Source organism: Flavilitoribacter nigricans DSM 23189 = NBRC 102662 (assembly GCF_002646595.1).
Classification (GTDB): Bacteria; Bacteroidota; Bacteroidia; order Chitinophagales; family Saprospiraceae; genus Flavilitoribacter; species Flavilitoribacter nigricans.
This window is the reverse complement of sequence record NZ_PDUD01000017.1, coordinates 316,221-339,316: the sequence shown is the minus strand read 5'-3', so window position 1 is coordinate 339,316 and position 23,096 is coordinate 316,221. Positions and strand designations below refer to the sequence as shown.

The following is a 23,096-nucleotide window of genomic DNA, read 5'->3' as shown; positions in this document are numbered from 1 at the left end:
AAAAGCATACTGTATGAAATAGCAAATTTAACTTTCTGGTGTCGGCCGCCGGGAAGCAAGCGACGCTCCGGTGCCGCGTGGCGATCAGACGAAGTGTCTGGGTTCCCGCTCGATACCCTTCAACTGGGTGATCGCCTGTCGGGGATCTTTGGCCCGGAAAACACTACTGCCGGCCACCAGTACATCCGTACCCGCCTGCAGGAGTTTTTCGGCATTTTGCAGGCCTACTCCGCCGTCCACTTCGATCAGGGTGGAGGTATTCCGTACCGTGATCATATCTTTCAGCTTCTGGATCTTGGGGATGGAGTGGTAGATGAATTTTTGCCCGCCAAAACCGGGGTTGACGGACATGATCAGGACCATATCGATATCTTCGATGAGATCTTCCAGCAGGTGCACCGGGGTGTGCGGATTCAGGGCAACTCCGGCCCGGGCTCCGGTATCTTTGATCTGCTGTACGGTGCGGTGCAGGTGCGGACAGGCTTCGTAGTGCACCGTAATGGTATCGGCTCCGGCCTTGCGGAAGGTTTCAATATACTTTTCCGGCTCGACGATCATCAGGTGAACGTCCAGCGGTTTTTCGGCAATGCTTTTGACCGTTTCGGTCACCATCATCCCAAAGGAAATATTAGGAACAAAGCGCCCGTCCATAATGTCGACGTGGATCCAGTCGGCTTCACTTTCGTTCACCAGTTGGATGGCTTCGCCCAGTTTTGTGAAATCAGCGGCCAGGATCGAAGGGGCGAGCAAATGTTGATTCATCTCGTAGCAGGTTGTTTTTTCGGCAGCAAAGATAGATAAAGTAAGCCGGTATAAAACAAAAAAACCGGTTGGGTGATCCAACCGGTTTCCAAAAGAGCTTTGAGAGGCTATCTACATACCAAAAACAAGGACGTCCTTTGACATCCTTTAACTTTTCATGGGAATATAAGTGTTTAAAAGAATGTTCTTAATTGCAAGATTCAAATCCCTTTTTTTGGGAATGTTAAGTGGGAAATCGTTTTTTCCCTTGCACAATACAAATGTCTAAAGTTTTTTCACTTGAAAAGAGTACAATTTTGTCAATTACTGTATTTTATTTTGAATAGTGTTAGGTTATAAATTATTGATATTTAGATTTTTATTTTGTTTTAGTGCTGGAAGTCATGGCCTAAACTGAAAAATTTATTTTGAGCTATCTTCAATTTATTTTTTTGGATGAAGCATAAAAAAAAGGGGTATCAATTTGCTTGATACCCCTTTCGACTAGGCACTCATGAGATTATAATTTATTAGTGGATACGTTTCATGAAAAATCTCCGCTTCTAATTTGCGGAATGGATTTAAGGATATAATTTGTTAGTAGTGGTCGTTGTGGTGCCTGGAATTATAATTTGCTATAGTAAGTCGCTGGAAAATGTCATTTTGTATGACTTTCTTTCCATAATACAAATGTAAGGCTACTCTGGAGCTAACGATAGTACAATTTAAAATCCACCTGTGTTTTTTTTAGCGCCTTAAAAAATTATAAAGTGTTAAAATACAGTAGTTTATAATGATATTAACTGTTGTTTCTGTATTTTGCAAGTGTTTCGTAAAGGATTTTGGATCCTAATTTTTTGTAAAAGGTATGCTATCTTTAGGAAACGGTAATTTTTGAACAGGCTGTAACTTTTTAAAGAACGGCCGTTATGGATACTGACGGCAAATTGGTTTGGATTTTCCAAACCAATTTAAGTGCAGTAATTACCGACCTAAGCGGTTTGGGAACGTTCCCAACTACTTTGTGTCGAGTATAGAAAAAAGGAAATAAAACAGTAACCTCTCCCCCTGATATTCATATAATTTAACAGGTACATCATTCAGATCGCGGATCTTTACGGACCGTACACCCACCGGCCGGATAGGCAGATATTTTTGCCCGTTTATGATGGCTATTATATATAAGGCTTGTGGGGCCGGAATTCCGATCTGAATGGTGGACTACCGGGAATAGCTTTCTGACGTTTAAATTGTCACCCATGGAAAATAGTCGGTTGGTACGTTATATTCAGGACTTCGGTCCCAAGCAACGGGAGAAATTCCGTCAGTTTGTGATCTCACCTTATTTCAATCAGCATCAGAAGACCATAGAACTGCTGGAGATCATCCTGAAGGAGATCGATAAGAGCAAACCCAAATTGGGAAAGGTCAATGTACACCGGCGATTGTTCCCGAAGTCGGATTACGACGAGCAGCAGTTGCACAACGTCATGTCTTACCTCAAGCGATTGTACTATCGCTTTCTGTCCGTTCATCATTTTGAACAGCAGAATTTTCGGGAAGAGGTGATCACGCTGGAAGCCGCCTACGAGAATAACCAGTTCGATGTGCTGAAGAATCGGGGCAAACAATTGGAAAAACAACTGAAAAGACACGGCTACCGGGACAGCGACTACTTTCAGGCGGATTACCGGCTGCACAAGTTGCTGGGCTACTACATGGCCCACTACGAGGATCGCTCCAAGTCGCACGTCTTTCAGAATATGCTCGAAAAGGATGTGGAATCTCTGGGACCCGTACAACGGGAAGACCTTTACGGTTTTGCGAGTAATTACTGTATCCGACAGATCAACCTGGGGCAGGATGAATTCCGGCGGGAGCTATTCCAACTCTACAAGCAGGGGCTCCGGATCGGACTGATCATGCAGAACGGTATGCTTTCCGAATGGAACTACAAAAATATCACGGCCCTGGGCTGTAGTCTCAAGGAATACGAATGGACCGAAAACTTCATTCAGGAATATAAGGACATGCTGCCCAGCCACCGGCGGGAAAATGCCTACAATTACAATCTGGCCCACCTTTATTACAATAAGAAACAGTACAGTGAAGCGCTTTCGGTGCTGCTGCTGGTGCAGTTTACGGATGTAAAATATCACCTCAACACGTCCTTCCTTTTATTACGCACCTATTTTGCCCTGAAGGATACCGAAGCGCTGTTGTCACTCATAGATACCTTCCGGATATACGTGATCCGCAACCGGAAGATCACCACCGACCAGAAGCGGGGATACACCAACTTCCTGCGCTTTGCCAAGAAACTGGTCCTTATCCGCCACCAGGCGCCGGCCTATTCCCGCCAGACGGTGGAGGAGAAACTGGTCGATCTGGCCAAAAAGGTCGAATCCACCAGCAATGTGATCAATAAATACTGGATACTGGAAGAATGCGGCGTGGAGACGGGAGTGAAGGTGGGATGATGCAACTTAGGTAGAGGGTAGAGCGATTACCTATCGTAAAAATGGAGCAAAATCGCTCATTTTAACGGTTGCAGTCCCTATACCCTCTACCACTTGCTCTCTACAATTCAAGGCAAAATGAATTAATTTTGCAATGATCCAATGATCTGATTGTAATCATCGGGTCATCACATCATCGAATCATCAAAATAGCGTTTGTTCCCGCCCCGGAGGCACAATGCCCAGGTGCCGGTAGGCCTTTTCGGTCGCTTCCCGGCCGCGCGGCGTACGCTGCAGATAACCCTCCATGATCAGGAAAGGCTCGTGTACTTCTTCGATGGTTCCCGCTTCTTCCCCCACGGCCGTGCCGATAGTGGTGATCCCGACCGGGCCGCCCCGAAATTTCTCAATAATGGTAGCGAGGATCTTATTGTCCATTTCATCGAGGCCGCTTTCGTCCACATTGAGCGCGGACAGCCCGTACTGGGCGATCTCGAGATCGATGGTACCGTTGCCTTTGATCTGGGCGAAATCCCGGATACGGCGCAGCAGCGCGTTGGCAATACGTGGCGTACCGCGACTGCGCCGGGCGATCTCGTGTCCTCCTTCCTTGGTGATCGGGACCCCGAGGATGTCCGCCGAACGTTTGACGATGCGTTCCAGGGTGGAAACATCGTAATAGTCCAGGTGGCAGTTGATCCCGAAGCGGGCGCGCATCGGTGCGGTCAGCAATCCCATGCGTGTGGTGGCGCCCACCAGCGTGAAGGGATTAAGCGACAACTGGATACTCCGGGCATTCGGACCGCTGTCGATCATAATGTCGATGCGGTAATCCTCCATAGCCGAGTAGAGGTATTCTTCGATCACGTTATTCAGGCGGTGGATCTCATCGATAAAGAGGACGTCCCCTTCATCCAGATTGGTGAGCAGGCCGGCCAGATCGCCGGGTTTTTCCAGCACGGGGCCGGAAGACATCTTCAGGTCCGTTTCCAGCTCATTGGCGATGATGTGGGAAAGCGTCGTTTTACCCAATCCGGGAGGACCGTGCAGCAGCACGTGGTCCAGGGCTTCTCCCCGCTGTTTTGCGGCCTGGATGAAGATCTGCAGGTTTTCTACAATCTTCGGCTGCCCGCTAAAGTCATCGAGCGCTTTCGGTCGCAGTGATTTTTCGATCTGCAGTTCATCCGAACTGAAATTTTGACCCGATGGATCGAGATTTTCGTTTAACATATACAGATGATGATCCAATGATCTGATGATCTGATGATTCGATCGCATTACTAAATCATCAGATCATCAAATCATCATTTTAGTTTAATGCAGGTGATTTCCACGATCTGATCTTCCGTCATGCAGACACTCATCATGTCCACGGGGCGGTAATCGAAACTGATCTCCTGGCCGGCTTCCAGCACGAAATCACTGTCCAGTATACTGCCGGGCAGCAATTTTTTACCGTCCTCCGTAACGATGAGCAAACGGCAGCCGTCCATGCCGGTAAAATCCTGCACCGTGCCCTGCGTTTTGCAGTCGGAGGCACTGTCTGACTTTTTTCCGCTGTTGCAGGATATTAGCCAGAAAACGCAGAATACAGTCAATAATTTGATAATTCTATTAGTGTTCATTGGTATTCTCTTTTCCTTCCGTAAAATTCAAACCATTTCCTTACATTTGCGTTGCTTAAAAAAAAACTGTATTACCCAGCCGCCTGGCTTATCAAAAATGGGTACCTAAATTAAAATACAAGAAAAACATGAGTGGAACAAAAGTAACGATTGAAAACGGAAAATTAAACGTCCCTAACGATCCCATTTTACCCTTTATTGAAGGAGACGGAATTGGTCCCGATATCTGGGCGGCTTCAGAGCGTGTATTTGATGCGGCAGTGGAGAAGGCATACGGTGGTGAGCGCAAAGTAGTTTGGAAAGAAGTACTGGCCGGTGAAAAGGCTTTCAATCAGACCGGAGAGTGGCTGCCGCAGGCTACCCTGGATGATATTAAGGAATATCTGGTGGCCATCAAAGGCCCGCTGACGACCCCGGTAGGTGGTGGTATCCGTTCCCTGAACGTTGCCCTGCGTCAGAAACTGGACCTGTACGCCTGTGTACGTCCGGTACAATACTTCGACGGGGTACCTTCACCGGTACGTCATCCCGAAGATGTGGATATGGTGATCTTCCGGGAAAATACCGAAGACATCTACGCCGGTATCGAATACCTGAACGGCTCCGAAGAAGTCAACAAACTGAAAGATTTCCTGACCAAAGAACTGGGCGTAACCCAAATCCGCTTCCCGGACACGGTTTCTCTGGGTATCAAGCCGGTATCCGTTGAAGGTACCGAGCGTCTGGTAAGAGCGGCTATCAACTACGCCATCGATAACGATAAGCCTTCTGTAACCCTGGTCCACAAGGGGAACATCATGAAGTTCACCGAAGGTAAATTCAAAGAGTGGGGCTACCAGCTGGCCGAGCGGGAGTACGCCGACAAGGTGTTCACCTGGGCCCAGTACGACCGCATCGCGGCGGAAAAAGGAACCGAAGCGGCCAACGCTGCGCAGAAAGAAGCGCTGGGTGCCGGTAAGATCCTGGTGAAGGATGTGATCGCGGATGCCTTCCTGCAGCAGATCCTGACCCGTCCGAAAGAATACAGCGTGATCGCTACCCTGAACCTGAACGGAGACTACATCTCCGACGCACTGGCTGCGCAGGTAGGTGGTATCGGTATCGCTCCGGGTGCTAACATCAACTACAATACCGGTTGCGCTATCTTCGAAGCTACGCACGGTACGGCGCCTAAATACGCTGGTCAGGATAAAGTGAACCCAAGTTCCGTGATCCTATCCGGAGAGATGATGTTCCGCTACCTGGGCTGGAAAGAAGCAGCTGACCTCATCATCAAAGGGGTGAAAGGCGGTATCTCCAAAAAACGGGTTACTTATGATTTCGAACGCCTGATGGAAGGAGCTACGCTGTTGAAGTGCTCTGAATTTGGCGATGAGATCATTGCGAATATGTAAGATTGGAGGGTTGTCAGGTGCGAGGTGCGAGGGGTGAGGTGTCAGGGGAGTGCCTGATAACGCAAACGATAAATAAGGCCTGTTGTCAAATCTTGTTTTGGCGGCAGGCCTTTGCATTTTAGGGATGCCCGAAGCGGGTAGGTAACAAATGTTCTATCACTGGCTCCCGCCAGCGGGAATAGTTCTCCACCAGGGAAGATAAATCGTAGCTGCTATCTCCTCCCTTGAAGGTTACTATGCTCCCCCCCAGAGAGCTGTCCACCCCGGCACGGGCCGTATGGCCGGACTGAGGGGGATTCCTGGTTTACCAATTTTACGTCAGCGCTGGATCTTGAAATATGGGGGCTGTGCAATTCTGTAGCTAGGACGGTGCGCTGCACCTGGAAAAATCGAAACCGTGCTATTCTGAAACTATGACGGTGCGCTGCACCTCTCACCAATTAAGGGTTTGTGCAATAAGGAACACACATCTTGTCCGCAGTCTGCTATTTCTAGCTTATCCATTTTATGGCAGTATAATAGGTGCAGCGCACCGTACTATTTCCAGCCCAAAGGGATGGAAATACCTAGAGCTACAGCGTAGCGTCCTGATGAACCGATGTGGAAAATTATCAGGACGGTGCGCTGCACCTGGAAAAATCGAAACCGTGGTATTCTGGAGCTATAACGGTGCGCTGCACCTGGAAACATAAGCCCTGTTCTATTCTGGAGCAATGATGGTGCATCGAACCTTCCGCTAATTGATGGTTTGTGCAATTCAGAATACCCACCTTCCCCACAGCCAGCTATTCCTGGCCGCTAATTTCACGTCAGTATAGCTATTATCCACTCCCTTGAAGGATACTATGCTCTCCCGGGGGAGCTGTCCACCCCGGTACGGGCCGTATGGCCGGACTGAGGGGGATTTCTGGTTTGCCAATTTTAGGTTAGTATAGGAGCAACACACCTTACCATTTTCAGACTATTTCTGCTATTTTAGGGGGATCGGAACTGATCCGACCAAACGGAACCACCTTAAACGAAATACGATGTTAAAACCCTACCTGAAAATTCTCGGCCTGCTACTGCTGTGCAGCCCGGCCTGTAAAACCACCGACCAGCCGGCTGCCCGGGAAACACCCTTACCGGGTTTTGCGTGGCTTTATAATGGGCAGGACCTGGATAACTGGTACGTCGTGACGGACGACAAGGGGCAGGATAAAGACCTTTTCGTGGCGGAGCGCGATTGGGTGCACGTTTACAAAGATCAGGAAGCTATTTCCATGCAGTCCTTCGGCGGGCTGATCACCAAAGAGGAATACGGTACTTTTACCCTGCGTTTTGAATATCGCTGGGGCGAGAAGAAGTTCCGCCCACGACAGGATTATGTGCGGGATGCCGGGGTCGTTTTTCACGTTCACGGGGAAGACAAGATCTGGCCGAATGGGGTAGAGTGCCAGATCCAGGAGGGAGATACCGGTGATCTCTGGCTGATCGGTACCCAGGTGTCCTCCCGGGTGAATCCGGTGGTCTGGAACTACAAAGCCGACGGGGAACTGCAAACCAAGGGAGACCGCGAACGGCGTTTTCAGCGATTTCCGCGATCCTTCAGTTGGGAAAAGCCGGGCTGGAACCTTGTCGAACTGCAGGTGGAAGAAGACCACGCCCGTTTCCTCATCAACGGTCATCTGGTCAACGAAGCCATCGATATGAAATACTGGGACGAAACCCGTGCGGCCTGGCTGCCCCTGAAGTCGGGCAAGATCCTGCTGCAGGCGGAAGGCGCCGAGATCTATTACCGGAATATCCAGCTCAGGCCTTCCGTAGACTAGTATTGGCAAAGCCAAGAGTAAATATACTGTTATGCCAGTAGGGGTGGATATTGTTTATTGAATATTAAGAGTGTGTTTGGGATTTTTTCTTTGAGGCGAAAACTGTCAATTTTTTGTTTAGACGAAGGTTATTTTGAAGTGCATACCTGGAAGGTACGGACTGAAAAATAGCTGAAGTATAAACGAAAAAGTGGCGTTTGCAGGCCTATTAATGAATCCCAAACACACTCTAAATCTAGTCGCCCGACAGAAATATTAACACAATAACTTATACAAACTCTCCATATTTTCTTACATTAGTGTTCTGATTCAGATTACTTCATCCCGCCCCCCGAAAAACACCATTGAAATTATGACCCATGTTTACCCAGGTAATAGCCTGCGGGGAGCTATTTACGCACTTTTTCTTCTGAGCCTTTTCTTTCCCGTTTTTTCCCATGCCGATACTTCCGGCGATTCCTACTGTTGTAGCGATTTTGATTACTGGATTAAGTTTCCCAAAGATGCCGTGGCCAATTGCGAATATCCGGATGTGGATGACATTAAAGTCCACGAGGGTAGCTGTGATCTGTTGGCGGTAAGTAAAAAAGACGAAAAGTTCGTCGTGCCCGGTAGCAGCAGTTGTTACAAGATATTCCGTACCTACGGCGTGATTAACTGGTGCGAATACGTAGACGGTTCGGACCCGGTTATCGTCGGACGCGACGAGGATTGCGACGGCAAACCCGGCGACGAGGATATCTATGTGATCGTGAAAACCCGCAGCGGCTCCGATCCCTGTGAGGAAGATACCTACGGTTACGGTTATGGCTACGGTTATGGATATGGCTACGGCTACGGTTATGGCTATAATCCTACCTACCAGCACGTATGGTACGATCGGGACTGGGATCCCCACAATGCTATTCCGGCTGCCAAAACCAAAGGCTACGGCTGCGAGTACGAGTCGAACCCCAAGGGGTTCTGGAAAGAGGTAACGGATATTACCCACGATTACAAGCACTATCGGGATCACTGCGAGATCGCCTCTGTTGGCTACTGGCAGTACACCCAGATCATCAAGGTGACGGATTACGATAAACCGGAGATCACTTTCGACGCTCCGGAGCCTTTCTGTTCCTATTCTTCCGATAAAAATAACGGCTGCCCCGCTGCGGTCGATCTTTCGTTTTCCGTTTGGGAAACCTGCTCTCCCCAGGACGTAACGGTGTCGGCTTATATCGACAAGTATGCCGACGGCCATACCGACGGGGACGTCAGCGCCGGTCTGAGCGGTACCTACCCGTATTACAGTTTCAGCGGTAGCTTCCCGATCGGTAGCCACTATCTGGTGGTAAAAGCCAATGACGGTTGCGGGAATGTGGCTGTTGCCAAGATCCCTATTCAGGTAGAAGACTGCAAAGGACCTTCACCGATCTGTATCAATGGATTGGCCATTAAGCTGATGCCGATGATCCCCGTCGATGATGCCGATGGCGACGGCGACCTCGACGAGGGGGCTATGGAGATCTGGGCCAGTGACTTTATTGCCAGTCCAGCCTACGACTGTACCGGCCCCGTTCAGTACTCCGTCAACCGGATCGGTGAGCCGGCCGACAAAGATAAAACCGGTATCGTGCTGACCTGCGACGATAACGCCGCCACGATCCTGGAGGTGCACGCTTGGGATGGTCTCGGCAATAACGACTACTGCATTACCTACGTACTGGTACAAAGCGAAGACGGACTGTGTCCGCCCAATATACCCAGCGCCGATGATAATGGATCGGATGACGAAACGGAAACCGCTTACGGCAACGGCTTACTGGCCGGTCGCATTGCCACCGAATACGAAATGCCGGTAGAAGGTGTAATGATCCACCGGATGAGTGCCGATACGGCCCACGAGTTGTCCAATATTCTCGGAGAATACATGTTTTCCGAAGCGGCGATGCACGAATCCTACCTGATCCAACCCGAAGCCGACGGTAACTGGCTGCAGGGCATCACTATTTCGGACCTGCACCTGCTGAAAAAATACCTGATGGGCATCGAACCGCTGGATAGCCCTTATAAAAAACTCGCGGCTGATCTCGACGGATCCGGTACGATTACCGAGGATGACCTGGATCTGTTGTGGTCCCTGTTCCTCTACCAGAAGACCCAACTGGAAACGACCCGTAGCTGGCAATTCGTACCGACTGCCTATGTGTTCCCCGATGAGGAGAACCCCTGGTCGGAAGAAGTACCCCGGCAGATCCTGATCGCCGATCTGGAAAATTCCATGATGGACCTCAGCTTTGTGGCCGTTAAGATGGGCGATTTTGACGAAAGTATCAGTCCGGGTAGTCAGGCGCGGACAACCCGCGGGCAGATCACTTTCCAGGTACCGGACCTGCAGCTGCAAGCCGGTGAAACCCAGCGGATCGACTTTACCGCCCGCGATCTGCGCCGGATCGATGCCTACCAGATGAGCCTGTCCTTCCATCCGCAAGAGCTGGAGTTGGTGAAAACCATCGGGGCCACCGATGGCACCCAGCATTTTGGTCTGCAGGAACTGGCCGACGGCCTGATTCATACGGCCTGGCACCGTCCACTTGAAGGTAGTACGGCGGACAATGAGGTATTGTTCAGCCTCGTGTTCCGCGCCAAGACCGAGGTGAAGCTAAGCGACGGCCTGCGGATCACGCGCCGGGGGATCCCCGCCGAAGCAGTCGGGACGGATGCTGCGGTTTACGAACTGGCACTGGCCTTCGAAACACCGGCTGCAACCATTGCCGGATTCAGCGTCGAGCAGAATCAGCCGAATCCCTTCCGCCAGCAAACGCTGATCCGTTATACTTTGCCGGAAGCTACGGCCGTGAACCTGCGCATAACGGACCTCAGCGGCAAACTCCTGCGGGAGATCCGTACCGAAGGCGTGGCCGGTGAGAACCAGTTGAGTATTTCCCGTGGCGACTTGTCTACCGGTATCCTCTTCTACACCTTGACGGCCGGGGAGTATTCCGTAACGAAAAAGATGCTACTCGTGAAATAAGTGCCCTTGGCAGTCCGATAAAGCAAGGGAGCTAAACCGATGGAAGCCCGGCGAGATATTAGAACTCGCCGGGCTTTCGCTATTTGGCAAACAGGCTCCATCATGTGTATCTCAAATTACGTGTAGTGCACCGTCCCATTTTCAGACTCAAGGGATGAAAATACACCGAGCTACAGCGTAGCGAGCTGATCAATCGATAAGAAAAATCATCGAGACAGTGCGCCGTATCTGAACATATCGGTCCGTCCTGTTCTGTAGCCAGGACGGTATGCGGTACCAATCACTGAATAATGGTTTGTGCAATTTGGGATACATAAGGCGCTATAAACCAGTCTATCGGATTCTAAAAAAATTGTACCTTTAAATGCCGGCCCTGGGGGCAGGCGACGTTTTCCCATGATTACATAATCTCAAAACCGCTTTCTATGACGATCCTCTCTACCAAGCTGGTGCTGTGTGCAGCACTTTCCCTGACTTTTCTTTCTCACAACTTTTATCCTCCTCATGCAGACTCCCCAACTTCGGCTCCTCCACTCTGCAAGTCCGGCATCATCAAGGAAATGCAACTGGTGGTGCCCGCCAGCGATGTGAACGGAGACAATTTGTCGGATCGCGCCATGGTCACGGTGTATCCGATCGACTTCCTGGAGATCAACGAACCGGCGGATACGGCCGGCTTCACTTTTTCCATCAACCGATCGGCGGCTACGGCCGATCGCAGCCAGGATCACCTGGTGTTCACCTGTGATGATTTTACGCAGATCGAGCTGGAAATCTGGCGCTGGGATGCGGATGGGAACGGCGAATCCTGTACCACTTATCTTTTGCTGAGTGAAAATGAAGTCATTCATTGCTTCGGCAGCCGGACGGTGGCTACTTCCGGTTTTATCGCTACGGAGGACGGGCGCGGAGTGCACGGTGTAAAGGTTTTTTACGATCAAAGCGGCATTGCCGTACATACCCGACCGGACGGTACCTACGCGTTTTTTGAAGATGACTACGGTCTGGATTACACTATTAATCCGCAATTGGACGAATTGCCGCTCAACGGAGTAACGACCTTCGATCTGGTACTCATCAGCAAACACATTCTGGGCCTGGAACCGCTGGGTAGTCCGTACAAAATGCTGGCCGCGGATGTGAATCGATCCGGCGATATCAGTGTCATGGACCTGATCGAATTGCGTCGGCTGATCCTGAATATCGATGATGAGTTGCAAAACAGTACCAGTTGGCGTTTTATTCCGGCGGATTTCCCATTCAGCAATCCGGAGAACCCCTGGCAGGAAGACCTGCCCGAAGTGATCAATCTGAATGCGGTGGAGGAATACATTTACGGCCTGGATTTCATCGCTGTAAAAGTTGGTGATGTATCCGGTGATGCCGAGGTGAAGTGATCCCCGGTTGGAAACACTCCTGTGTAAGGATCATCAACGAAGGGGACACCGGTGGACTTTCCTTCGATTTCATCGCGATCAAGATCGGCGATATCAACCGTGATGCTCAGACCGGGGGCGAATAAGCGCTGCATATTTTTGGGCTAGACCGTAAAAAGCGTGACCTCCTGCCTTTTTCCGCGCAACAGAATATTGCCGATCTTCTGGGGGATAAAGGTATTGGGGGGTAACGCCAGTTGGTCCAGCAGAGGTTTAGACAGCAGAATGTTGACGCCCAGTTCGTTGCATTTCGATTGGATCCGGGCGGTGGTATTCAGAACATCTCCGGAAAAAGCGATGTCGCGTTTGATCACCCCGATCTCACCGGCCATGACGTGCCCGTAGTGCAGTCCGGCTTTAAATTCGGGGCTTACTCCGTAGGTCGCTTCGTAATAGGGTGCCTTTTGCCGCAAAATGCGCTGGATCTCATAAAAACAGCGGATACAACTGGCGTTACGGATCCCTTCATCCGTTTTCCAGCTGATCACGATCTCATCCCCGACGTACTGGTAGATCTCCCCTTTGGTATAAACGATGCCGGGCGTAGCGTCTTTGAATACATCCTTGATGAAATTGAAATAGCGCTCTTCTCCCAGCCGCTCAGCGATGGTGGTGGAGGAGCGCAGATCAAGGAACATGAAGATCCGCTCTTCCCTTTTGGGACGAAAGTATTTGCCCATCATGAAGTCCCGGAACATGCCCGGTCCGTATTTGTCATTCACCAGCATGACCAGATGCGTGGCATCCACCACGAACAGCCAGAATAGATAATGCTTTAAGGTCGAGAGCCCGGTTAGGTCCTGGAATACCAAAGACCAAAGCTCCGGTTCGTAGATGGCCAAACCGTGCAGCCGGCTGGTATAGAACAGGCCGATGGCGACGGAAACAAAAACAAAAATGGCGGTAAACGTCAGGATGATATAGAGTACCCCCAGGGCGTAGTTCTTGGTCTGTAACCAGGAATCCCAGAGGAAGACCAGGGCACTACCGCCCAGTAAACCGGCCAGGATACCTTTCAGGATACTACCGGCAAAGGCCGCCCGGGCATTGATCATTTCGGGCCAGACGTCCAGCTCTACAAAGATGGAGTAAACATTGAAATACTGGATCAGGGAGATGATGGTCCAGGCGATGGTGATGTACAGCACTTTTTTGAGCTGTGACCGGAGTTTATTGGAGCGGAAGACGTTCATGATTAATGGATTTACGACGCGTTTTTGCGTACTGGTGCAAGGTTCCGGTTTTCCAGCTAATTAGGTATTCTATTCGATGAGCTGACCGCTTCATCGGAAGAGCGACTGGGAAATAGGGCACTGTGCCGGTAGCGAAGCAAACTTTAGGTTAATATCCCTATATTGCTGCAGTCTCAATTCCTCATTTAAAATCCATTTTCCAAAATTTCTAAAATAAAGCGCGTTCGCATGGAAAAAGCCTCTCCCCAAAACAATTTTCATTATAACCCTAAACTGCGACTACTCGCCAACCAGCTTCGAAAATCAATGACTAAAAGTGAAGCTTGTATGTGGAAATATGTGCTGGGGAGCAGGCAAATGAAAGGCTTTCAATTCCGGCGTCAACGCTCGGTTTTAAACTATATCGCCGATTTTATGTGTAAAGAATTACTGCTCATTATTGAAGTAGATGGGATCACCCACGATGATACAGATGCTGTAAAGCGAGATATGGAGAGAGATAGACAACTCGGTTTAGTAGGTTTTACCACATTGCGGTTTTCAAGCTGGGAGGTATTAAATCAAATGGGAGAAGTCTCCAGGATTATTGTTGATTGGATTGATCATCAAAAAGGATTTCCTCCCCCTGGTTCGCCCGCGAGCACCGGTACGTGCCCTTAGGAGCGGGGGGCAGTACTCAACAAAGTGCCTGGATGCGAATAATTTTACCAGGCATCTACAGCAGCCAAGGCAATAACCCGCATCAATTTGCCCCAGCTCATCGCGGGAACTGTCCCCCGCTGGCGGGGGATTTAGGGGGTGGACTTGTCTGCAAAAACTAAACTTCTCACGCTTTTAAAATTTCAAGACTCTTTATTATATGCATCAATATGACCGACAATCCGAAAGGGATTTCCACCCCCTGTTTCCCCCGCTAGCGGGGGACAGTAATCAACGAAGAGACTGGTTACGGATAATTTCACCGGGTTTTCTTCAGCCATCGAGGCAACCATCCCGTTAATTTTCCCCAACTCATCGCGGGAAATGTCCCCCGCCCATACGGTCACGTACCGGTGCCGGCGGGGGATTTAGGGGGTGGAACTATCCAAAAAACAGACCATAATTCATCCAAAAACCTTCCCATACATGCAAAACTTCAACACCGATTACCTCGAAAGCGCCCGAAAACAATTCCAATACTACAAACTCCTCGGAGACCGCACCTTCGATCAACTGGCCGAAGCCGACCTCTTCTGGCAGTACAACCCCGAAAGTAACTCCATCGCCATTATCGTGCGACACCTGTGGGGGAATATGCTGTCCCGCTGGACGGATTTCCTGACGTCCGACGGTGAAAAGGAATGGCGTAATCGCGATGCCGAATTTGAGGCGAGCATTAAAACCGAGGCCGAGCTGCGCGAAAAATGGGAGGCCGGCTGGAAATGCCTGTTCGATGCTTTGGATAGTATCAATCCCTCCAATTTCGATACTACCGTCTACATCCGCAATATGGGGCACAGCATTCCCGAGGCCGTCAACCGGCAGATGGCTCATTACGCCTATCACGTCGGGCAGATCGTTTTTATCGGACGGATGATTAAGGGACAGGACTGGCAAAGTCTGTCTATACCGAAAGGGCAATCGGCTGCCTACAATGAGAAAAAATTTGCGGCACCCAAACGAAAAGCGCATTTCACGGAAGAATTTTTGAAGGATAAGCAGGATTAATTTTCGCAGATAGTGGAATTGATCAACCATTGACGGGCTATCTGAATTGTCCGATGATCTTGTGGCTAGGGTGTTTTTAATTTCAATAAGCATGGCAATCTAAATCCCAATACCTCCCAGTCATTGAAATTGCTATTGAATTTGGAATTGATAGTTTCCGATGACGATAAGTTTACCGGGCAGAACAACTACTGACCGCTAGTTAACTACCAACGTATGAAACAACTAATTTTCCTTTTGTTGCTTGCCCTGGCCCTGAGCTCCTGCGGATCCACGGCGAAAAGCCTCTTCAACGGTGAAGACCTCAGGGGCTGGCACGCCGATGTACCCGAAATGGACGACAATCCCGATGCCCGCAACCCCTTCATCATCCGGAATGGTTTGCTGGTCAGCCTCGGTACGCCCGGCGGCCACCTGATCAGTGATAAAATTTACAAAGATTATCGCCTGCGGGTAGAATATCGATTTGCCGGAGAACCGGGCAATTGCGGGGTGCTGGTACACGCATCCACGCCCCGGGCACTGTACAAGATGTTCCCCAAATCCATCGAAGCCCAGATGATGCACGAAAATGCCGGCGACTTTTGGGTCATCCGGGAGGATATCGTGGTACCGAATATGGAAGAACGCCGCGGGCCGAAAGAGAAATGGGGCAATACGGAAGGTGACCTGCGTCGCATCCCCAATCTGACGGACGGATCGGAAAACCCGGTAGGGGAGTGGAATACCATGGTGGTGGAATGTTACGAGCGTTCCATCAAGGTGTGGGTGAACGGCGATCTGGTCAACTACGGCTACGATTGTACGGCCGACCACGGACAGGTTGCCCTGCAGGCGGAAGGTTCGGAGGTGGAATTCCGCAAAGTGGAATTGCAAAAAATAAAGGGACTGAGTGAAAATTATCCCGCACAAAACTGATCACTGATATTTACAAAAACTAGTTGACATGAAATACACGAGAAAGAACTTTCTGCGGGTGCTGGGAATCGGCACCATTGCCGCTACCTCATCCGTAGCCTGTAAAGCTGCCCAAACCGGACAAAAAAATACCGGACCGGTTCATCCACTGACCCTGGGACTGGCGTCCTACACCACCCGGAGCCTGACGCTGGACGAAACGCTGGCCGTGTGCAACCGGTTGAATCTAAAAGCGATTTCCCTCAAGAGTATGCACTTGCCGCTGGATAGCTCCAAATCGGACATTGAGGCCGTAGCCGCCAAAGTAAGAGCGGCCGGTATCGACCTCTACGGAGCCGGGGTGATCTACATGAAATCGGAAGACGAGGTTAACAATGCCTTTGACTACGCCAAAACGGCCGGCATGCGAATGATCATCGGGGTACCCAACCCGGAACTCTTGCCACTGGTGGAAAAACGGGTAAAAGAAACGGACATCAAACTGGCCATTCACAACCACGGCCCGGGGGACAAAGTTTATCCCAGCCCGGATGATGTCATGGCCAAGGTAAAAGACCTGGATAAGCGTATCGGCCTGTGTATCGACATTGGGCATACCTTCCGGATCGGTCAGGACCCGGTCGCCAAAGCCAAGCAGTACGCGGATCGCTTATACGATATCCACCTGAAGGATGTCAATAAGTTAGGCGCCGAGGGCACGCCCCAGGAATTCGGCCGGGGGATCATGGATCTGCCCGCTTTCATCCAGTGCCTGCGCGATATCAAATATACCGGCATCGTTGGTCTGGAATACGAGAAAGACGGTAAGGACCCGATCCCCGGACTGGCGGAATCGGTGGGGTATACCAATGGGATTATGGATACTCTGGCGAGTTGAATTTACAATGTCAGATAAAGGATCTGCAAAACTTCCTAGTGTCGAACTTGGAGAATTAATAAAGCTTGGATTCACCGCAAAGACGCCAAGTCGCTAAGTTTTTGTGATTTTGCCGGAGGCAAAATCACAAATCTTTGCGTTCTTGTCTGTGAAGAATGTTGAAAAATTTGCGAATGCAAATTTTCTCCAAAAAGACAGCCTAGTTCTTTGCGTCTTAGCGCCTTCGCGGTGAATAATACACTAAACAGATATTTACCGTCGGCAAATACACTAAAAGCTTAGCGTCTGGGTGCCTACTCGACCGCTGCGCGCTTGCTATATGGCAGCACAGGTTACGGTGAAAATCCAGTCATTTTTGGTTTTCGATTATTAATTATTAATGTTCTTTCCTACAAAATTTTGTAGATCTTTCTTTACCTGAATAGCCAAACAAGCTATAACCAATGATGCACCTGATCAAGACCGGTAGTCTGGTTTTAATCGTATTGATAAGCTGCCAACTGCTGTTTGCCCAAAACGCGCACCTCAGTCGCCTCGAGGTGCAGGGCAATCAATTCATCAACCAACAAGGCGAAAAAGTAGTCCTCCGCGGCCTCAATACCAGTGATCCCGATCACCTGGCCGCCCAGCGCCATTGGAACCTCGATTATTTCCGGGAAATGAAAAGCTGGGGCGCCAATGTCGTGCGTTTCCCTATACATCCAACCCGCTGGGAACGACGCGGTCCGGAAGAATATCTCGAATTACTGGACCAGGGGATTGCCTGGGCCACCGAACTGGGACTGTACGTGATCCTCGACTGGCACAGCATCGGCAACCTTCGCACCCAGCTTTACCAGAGCCCGATCTACGAAACTACGCCCAAACAGACCTTCGAATTCTGGCGTACGATCGCCAAACGGTACGGAGATCACCCTACGGTGGCTTTTTACGAATTGTTCAACGAACCCACTACCTATAACAACCAGTTGGGGACCTGTAGCTGGGCCCAGTGGAAGGAGTTGATGGAGGAGATCATCATTATCATCCGGGCGAATGGGGGAAAGGGTATACCCCTGGTAGCCGGCTTTAACTGGGCGTACGATCTGACGCCGGTCCGGGAAGATCCCATCCGGGCGGAAGGCATTGCCTACGTCAGCCATCCCTATCCGCAGAAACGTCCGAAGCCCTGGGCGGAAAAGTGGACGGAGGACTGGGGTTTTATCAAGGATAAGTATCCCCTGATCCTGACCGAGATCGGGTTCGCCGGCGAAGAAGAGCGGGGTGCCCACGTACCGGTGATCAGCGATGAAAGCTACGGAGATGCCATTACCGATTATTGCGACAGCCGGGATATATCCTATGTCGTCTGGGTGTTCGATGCCCGCTGGGCGCCCGCATTATTTTCCGACTGGGAATACACGCTGACCCGGCATGGGAAATATTTCAAACAACATCTGCAATCTTACCGCTAGGCCTGCAGTGGGTCGGATTAATTGTCGCTATCTTCGGGACCGGAAAAACCATGAGAACGATGCTTGCAGCACTGGAACCCATACTGATCGCTTCGCCAATTCAGCGCTCCGGAACGACCTTAATACAACGCCTGTTGAGCTCGGCAATGGATACGCTGATCTACGGTGAGACCTGCGCCAACGACCTGAATATGCTGATCGGTCTGTACGTGCAGAAAAGCAGCATGTACGGCCGGAACGACGGCTGGCGTTCCGATCAGATGCAGCAGGTGCTGGCCGGAGCAGTGAACGACTGGATACCCGACCTCATGCCCGATCCGGTGGAATACGTAGCGCGCTTCGAAGATCAGGTGGCGGGATTTTTCCACTACTTCGCCGAGTTTGCCCGCAGACATGGCCGCGAACAATGGGGTGCAAAACTGCCCGGCTGGAACACCTTTCAACTGGAACAATTACTTCAGATCATGCCCCGGTCCCGGGTGGTCTACATTGTACGGGACCTGGAACCCTGCGTGCGTTCGGCCAAACAAATGGAGCTTTGCCGGAACCTGGCCGATGTTCAGCAATTCAGCCAATTCTGGTTGATGAACCTACAGGAAGCCCGGCGTCGTCTGCGCAGTGATAGAGTATTTTGGATCGACTACAAAGTGTTGGTAGCGGAGCCCGAATCTGTCCTGTCGGAGCTGGAAGAATTCACCGGTTGCCAAAAGATAGACCGTACGGTAATGGATCACCGCATTGGGGATTACCATCAGGATACCGGGCCGGTTCCTGCCCTTAGCCAGGAGGAATCAGTAATCATCAGAAATATTCAGTCTCAAATTAAAGCGGGTGGGTAAGGGGAAGTTGTGCGTAGCCGGGATCTAATTTACAGAGAAGCAGGGGAATTGGGACATCGGTCCGTTTGCGGTCGGTCCGGTTTTTATTGGGTGATGCGGTTAGACAGCTTTCCATTTTTCCGGGTCAGGGTCAGGGTATGAGCCTGTCGGTTCTGGAATTTCAGGGAGTAATCATCGCCCCGCTGTTCGACTTCGATGATCCTGACCGGTTGGAGATAATCCCGGACCATCCCGGCCTGGTCGGCGGATATTTGTCCCTGCAGCATATGCTGTTCCAGTTGCTGAAGCTGTGCCTGCATGGCCCGCGGAAGTGCCGCCACCTGACTGGAAACGGTCTGAGCTTTAAGCGATAAGATAGGAGAGAGAAGGACACTAAGGCCAACTGCGCCGGTGTTTCTAGCGAAAGTTCGTCTTTTCATATTCATGCATTTATTAAGTCAGACTTAAAGGTGAAGCTATTCTTGATCAATTCCTAATAATTTCTCCGGTATTGTAAATAGCAGTTTGCATGAATGCAAAAAATAAGTATATTTGGGTATTCCTGTAAAATAGCAGTTCCAAATTAGATTTTCAATCTATTCTCTCTGCTACATTCCTGTCCCTACATACATGCAACTCCCTGGAGGCAATTCTATTGTTCCAATTTTCAGTTTACCTGGATTGGCACACAAACCTATTGTGCATATAGATATTCCGTAATATTTTTCTGACCAGATGGGTAACCATTTCCGGTGGTACTAAATAATAGAATAAACCCAATTTAATAATAAATCTTAAAACCCAAATTATGCAACCATTTATTGGCCAGATACAGGCCTTTGGTTTTAATTTTGCTCCTCAAGGTTGGTCCTTATGCGATGGTCAACTTTTAGCCATCAACAGCAATCAGGCATTATTTTCTCTCCTGGGTACAACTTTCGGCGGTGACGGCCGTACAACTTTTGGCTTACCGGATCTGCGTGGTCGTTCCATCGTGCATGTCGGTAACGGTCCCGGTCTGAGTCAAATCAATTGGGGACAAAAAGCCGGCGCGGAAACCCATACGCTGACGCTTGGCCAGATGCCTTCCCATAATCATGTAGCGACAGTACATCTGGGCACCGGCCTGGCCAATAATGCCAATGGTAGCGGAGCTAATTTCGCAGCCAATACCGGTGGTACCTCCATCTACAACAGCGGCGCGCTGGGCGATGCCATGGCTCTTGGCAATGTTACCGTCAATAATAATGGCAGCAACCAGGCTTTCAATATGCGAAATCCATATTTGGGTATTTACGTAGGTATCGCCTTGTTCGGTATTTTCCCTTCCCGGAACTAAATGCATTTCCGGATCCTGGACTTCGAGAAAGGTTTCCGTGGATGGCCGTAGGTAATTTGATCAGAGTTACCGAATACCGTAAGCAATACGGACATCCGGATAAAACTGGCCTTTTCGTCCAGAGAAAAAAGACACAGCAAACTGTGATCACTATTTTATAAAGATCTATTCACAACCTAAAACACAACCTGACATGACTCCATTTTTAGGGCAGATCCAGGCTTTTGGATTCAACTTTCCACCGCGATCCTGGGCCTTTTGCGACGGGCAACTGCTTGCCATCTCTTCCAATACGGCTCTTTTTTCCCTGTTAGGGACCACTTTCGGCGGTGACGGCCGTACAACTTTTGCTTTACCGGATCTGCGTGGTCGTTCCATCGTGCATGTCGGTCACGGTCCCGGTCTGAGTCAAATCAACTGGGGACAAAAAGCCGGCGCGGAAACCCACACGCTGACGCTTGGCCAGATGCCTTCCCATAATCATGTAGCGACCGTACATCTGGGCACCGGCCTGGCCAATAACGCCAATGGTAGCGGAGCTAATTTCGCGGCCAATACCGGCGGTACCTCCATCTACAACAGTGGTGCGCTGGGCGACGCCATGGCGAACGGCAACGTTACCGTCAATAACAATGGCAGCAACCAGTCTTTCAATATGCGGAACCCATTTTTGGGCATCTACGTCAGTATTGCATTGCAGGGCGTATACCCATCGCGTAATTAACCAAAAAAAACAACAATCATGAATCCATTCTTAGGACAAATACAGGCTTTCGGTTTTGGTTTTGCCGCCCGGGGTTGGGCTTTTTGCGACGGGCAGTTGCTACCTATCGCTTCTTATACGGCGCTTTTTTCCCTGCTGGGAACTACTTTCGGTGGGGATGGCCGTACCACCTTTGCTTTACCGGACCTGCGCGGCCGTTCCATCGTCCACGTTGGTAACGGCCCCGGCCTGAGTAACATCAGCTGGGGACAGAAAAGTGGCGCTGAAACCCATACACTGACCACCGGCCAGCTGCCGTCTCACGGTCATGTAGCAACGGTACATTTGGGTACCGGATTGGCCAACAACGCCAATGGTAGCGGAGCTAATTTCGCAGCCAATACCGGTGGCACTTCCATTTACAACAATGGTGCTCTGGGAGCAGGTATGGCGAACGGCAACGTTACCGTCAATAATAATGGCGGCAATCAGGCCTTTAATATGCGGAACCCCTACCTGGGCATTTACGTAAGTATTGCCATGCAGGGTATATTCCCTTCCCGGAATTAAGACTATTCGGATCGCAGGTCGGGAAAGACCGGAAAACCAGGCGCGAGCGCAGCTTTTACGATCTGGTGCCCTATCTTGACGAGACCTGCGATCCTGATCAAAACCGGCAGGATCCGATCCCCAACGGACGGATAGTGCAGCACCTTTAGCCTTTTAACCCGGAACAAAACACCGGGAGTTACTTTAAACTTTTGACTTACATCTTGACTATGCAAATCATCGTTAAAACCACCCCGGAAGAACTGACCAGAGCCCGCCAGTGGTGGAAAGACCTGGAAGGCCAGTGGAAATTCGCCTACAATGAAGCCGTTTTCGGAAAAGGCCCAACCCTGGAACCGCCAAAGGATGATGAATTGATGATCCTGCTGATCCGGGCGGATGCATTGCGTTTTGCCGGACCGCTGGCCGCGCATCCGAATATGACCACCGTTCTGACGAACCTGTCCGGATTGATCCCCCTTTACCATCTGACCTATCTGTCAATTTCCAATATGACTTTCACTTCTCTGGAACCGCTGCAGCGATTCACGAAAATGAAACATCTTTTTGTTTACGAGAACAAGCTGACCTCCCTTCGCGGCATCGAAAATATGTTGGAACTGGAAGATCTGTACGCGCACGGTAATGCCATCAGTGACCTGCTGCCCATTACCCGCCTGACGAATTTGAAAACACTGTACGTTAACGGGAATAAACTGACCAATGCCAACGGCCTCACCGAGACCCACGGCAAGAACATGAAAGATCTGTTTATTCTCCCCAATGACGACCTCCCACAGCGGGAGATCATCCGGATCCAGAACGAGATCGGTTTGATCTGCCGGAAAGCATAATACCTATTTCAACAGTTTCCTGTAAGCGTGTTTAGTCTCTAAAACACTACGACAAACACTACTTGGGCGCGGATACCCACCTGATTTTCGAAGCAGTCCTTCGGGACGGCTTTCGGATGCAGTACCTGGTACCCGGTATGCGGTAGTGTGCCTGCCGGCAAGTAGTGTGTCCGGAAGCAGGACTCCTGCAAACAGGCTTACT

Annotated in this window: 20 protein-coding genes; 15 read left to right on the top strand and 5 right to left on the bottom strand. The window is 50.2% G+C overall.

Annotation, left to right across the window (positions count from 1 at the left end; translation table 11 throughout):
• Nucleotides 1-84: 84 nt before the first annotated feature.
• Nucleotides 85-762, bottom strand: coding sequence for a ribulose-phosphate 3-epimerase (rpe, locus tag CRP01_RS10505; protein WP_099150111.1), 678 nt, complete (start codon nucleotides 760-762; stop codon nucleotides 85-87).
• 1,238 nt (nucleotides 763-2,000) lie between these two features.
• Between rpe and CRP01_RS10500 the strand changes: the two genes are divergently transcribed.
• On the top strand, nucleotides 2,001-3,221 hold the full coding sequence (locus CRP01_RS10500; protein ID WP_099149979.1) for a hypothetical protein: 1,221 nt from the start codon (nucleotides 2,001-2,003) through the stop codon (nucleotides 3,219-3,221).
• Between the two features lie 183 nt (nucleotides 3,222-3,404).
• Here CRP01_RS10500 and ruvB read toward each other — a convergent pair whose 3' ends face one another.
• Nucleotides 3,405-4,430 carry a Holliday junction branch migration DNA helicase RuvB gene (gene ruvB, locus CRP01_RS10495; protein ID WP_099150110.1) on the bottom strand — a complete coding sequence of 342 codons (1,026 nt, stop codon included), beginning with the start codon at nucleotides 4,428-4,430 and terminating at the stop codon, nucleotides 3,405-3,407.
• A gap of 74 nt (nucleotides 4,431-4,504) precedes the next feature.
• Nucleotides 4,505-4,825 carry a hypothetical protein gene (locus CRP01_RS10490; protein WP_099149978.1) on the bottom strand — a complete coding sequence of 107 codons (321 nt, stop codon included), beginning with the start codon at nucleotides 4,823-4,825 and terminating at the stop codon, nucleotides 4,505-4,507.
• Nucleotides 4,826-4,908: 83 nt separating this feature from the next.
• On the opposite strand from CRP01_RS10490, the gene icd reads away from it, so the two are divergent.
• From icd to CRP01_RS10470, 4 genes are all read left to right on the top strand, one after another.
• The gene (gene icd / locus CRP01_RS10485) at nucleotides 4,909-6,219 is read left to right on the top strand and encodes an NADP-dependent isocitrate dehydrogenase (protein WP_262510317.1); all 1,311 of its coding nucleotides are present in this window, start codon (nucleotides 4,909-4,911) and stop codon (nucleotides 6,217-6,219) included.
• A gap of 1,028 nt (nucleotides 6,220-7,247) precedes the next feature.
• Nucleotides 7,248-8,030, top strand: a complete 783-nt coding sequence (locus CRP01_RS10480; RefSeq protein ID WP_099149976.1) for a 3-keto-disaccharide hydrolase — start codon at nucleotides 7,248-7,250, stop codon at nucleotides 8,028-8,030.
• Nucleotides 8,031-8,382: 352 nt separating this feature from the next.
• The gene (locus CRP01_RS10475) at nucleotides 8,383-11,046 is read left to right on the top strand and encodes a T9SS type A sorting domain-containing protein (protein ID WP_099149975.1); all 2,664 of its coding nucleotides are present in this window, start codon (nucleotides 8,383-8,385) and stop codon (nucleotides 11,044-11,046) included.
• A gap of 425 nt (nucleotides 11,047-11,471) precedes the next feature.
• A complete protein-coding gene (locus CRP01_RS10470) occupies nucleotides 11,472-12,443 on the top strand; it encodes a hypothetical protein (protein ID WP_099149974.1) in 972 nt (323 codons plus the stop codon).
• A gap of 143 nt (nucleotides 12,444-12,586) precedes the next feature.
• Here the strand turns inward: CRP01_RS10470 and CRP01_RS10465 are convergent, their stop codons facing one another.
• On the bottom strand, nucleotides 12,587-13,675 hold the full coding sequence (locus CRP01_RS10465; RefSeq protein WP_099149973.1) for an adenylate/guanylate cyclase domain-containing protein: 1,089 nt from the start codon (nucleotides 13,673-13,675) through the stop codon (nucleotides 12,587-12,589).
• A gap of 228 nt (nucleotides 13,676-13,903) precedes the next feature.
• Here CRP01_RS10465 and CRP01_RS10460 point away from each other — a divergent pair, with 228 nt between their 5' ends.
• From CRP01_RS10460 to CRP01_RS10435, 6 genes are all read left to right on the top strand, one after another.
• Nucleotides 13,904-14,335 (top strand): endonuclease domain-containing protein, encoded by a 432-nt coding sequence (locus tag CRP01_RS10460; protein ID WP_099149972.1) that lies wholly within the window; start codon nucleotides 13,904-13,906, stop codon nucleotides 14,333-14,335.
• Nucleotides 14,336-14,800: 465 nt separating this feature from the next.
• The gene (locus CRP01_RS10455) at nucleotides 14,801-15,382 is read left to right on the top strand and encodes a DUF1572 domain-containing protein (RefSeq protein ID WP_099149971.1); all 582 of its coding nucleotides are present in this window, start codon (nucleotides 14,801-14,803) and stop codon (nucleotides 15,380-15,382) included.
• 216 nt (nucleotides 15,383-15,598) lie between these two features.
• Nucleotides 15,599-16,300, top strand: a complete 702-nt coding sequence (locus CRP01_RS10450) for a 3-keto-disaccharide hydrolase (protein ID WP_099149970.1) — start codon at nucleotides 15,599-15,601, stop codon at nucleotides 16,298-16,300.
• 28 nt (nucleotides 16,301-16,328) lie between these two features.
• Nucleotides 16,329-17,177 (top strand): sugar phosphate isomerase/epimerase family protein, encoded by an 849-nt coding sequence (locus tag CRP01_RS10445; RefSeq protein WP_099149969.1) that lies wholly within the window; start codon nucleotides 16,329-16,331, stop codon nucleotides 17,175-17,177.
• A 443-nt stretch (nucleotides 17,178-17,620) separates the two neighbouring features.
• Nucleotides 17,621-18,631, top strand: a complete 1,011-nt coding sequence (locus CRP01_RS10440; protein ID WP_222845691.1) for a glycoside hydrolase family 5 protein — start codon at nucleotides 17,621-17,623, stop codon at nucleotides 18,629-18,631.
• 50 nt (nucleotides 18,632-18,681) lie between these two features.
• Entirely contained in the window at nucleotides 18,682-19,470 is a 789-nt protein-coding gene (locus CRP01_RS10435; protein ID WP_099149968.1) for a sulfotransferase family protein, read from the top strand.
• Between the two features lie 83 nt (nucleotides 19,471-19,553).
• Here CRP01_RS10435 and CRP01_RS10430 read toward each other — a convergent pair whose 3' ends face one another.
• Complete coding sequence (locus tag CRP01_RS10430; RefSeq protein ID WP_143473348.1) at nucleotides 19,554-19,889, bottom strand: hypothetical protein; 336 nt, start codon at nucleotides 19,887-19,889, stop codon at nucleotides 19,554-19,556.
• Nucleotides 19,890-20,257: 368 nt separating this feature from the next.
• Here CRP01_RS10430 and CRP01_RS10425 point away from each other — a divergent pair, with 368 nt between their 5' ends.
• The 4 genes from CRP01_RS10425 to CRP01_RS10410 all read left to right on the top strand — a co-directional run bounded on the left by CRP01_RS10425 (nucleotide 20,258) and on the right by CRP01_RS10410 (nucleotide 22,894).
• Entirely contained in the window at nucleotides 20,258-20,788 is a 531-nt protein-coding gene (locus tag CRP01_RS10425; protein WP_099149966.1) for a phage tail protein, read from the top strand.
• A gap of 193 nt (nucleotides 20,789-20,981) precedes the next feature.
• A complete protein-coding gene (locus tag CRP01_RS10420; protein WP_099149965.1) occupies nucleotides 20,982-21,512 on the top strand; it encodes a phage tail protein in 531 nt (176 codons plus the stop codon).
• 18 nt (nucleotides 21,513-21,530) lie between these two features.
• On the top strand, nucleotides 21,531-22,061 hold the full coding sequence (locus CRP01_RS10415) for a phage tail protein (protein WP_099149964.1): 531 nt from the start codon (nucleotides 21,531-21,533) through the stop codon (nucleotides 22,059-22,061).
• Nucleotides 22,062-22,270: 209 nt separating this feature from the next.
• Entirely contained in the window at nucleotides 22,271-22,894 is a 624-nt protein-coding gene (locus CRP01_RS10410) for a leucine-rich repeat domain-containing protein (protein WP_099149963.1), read from the top strand.
• Nucleotides 22,895-23,096: the final 202 nt, after the last annotated feature.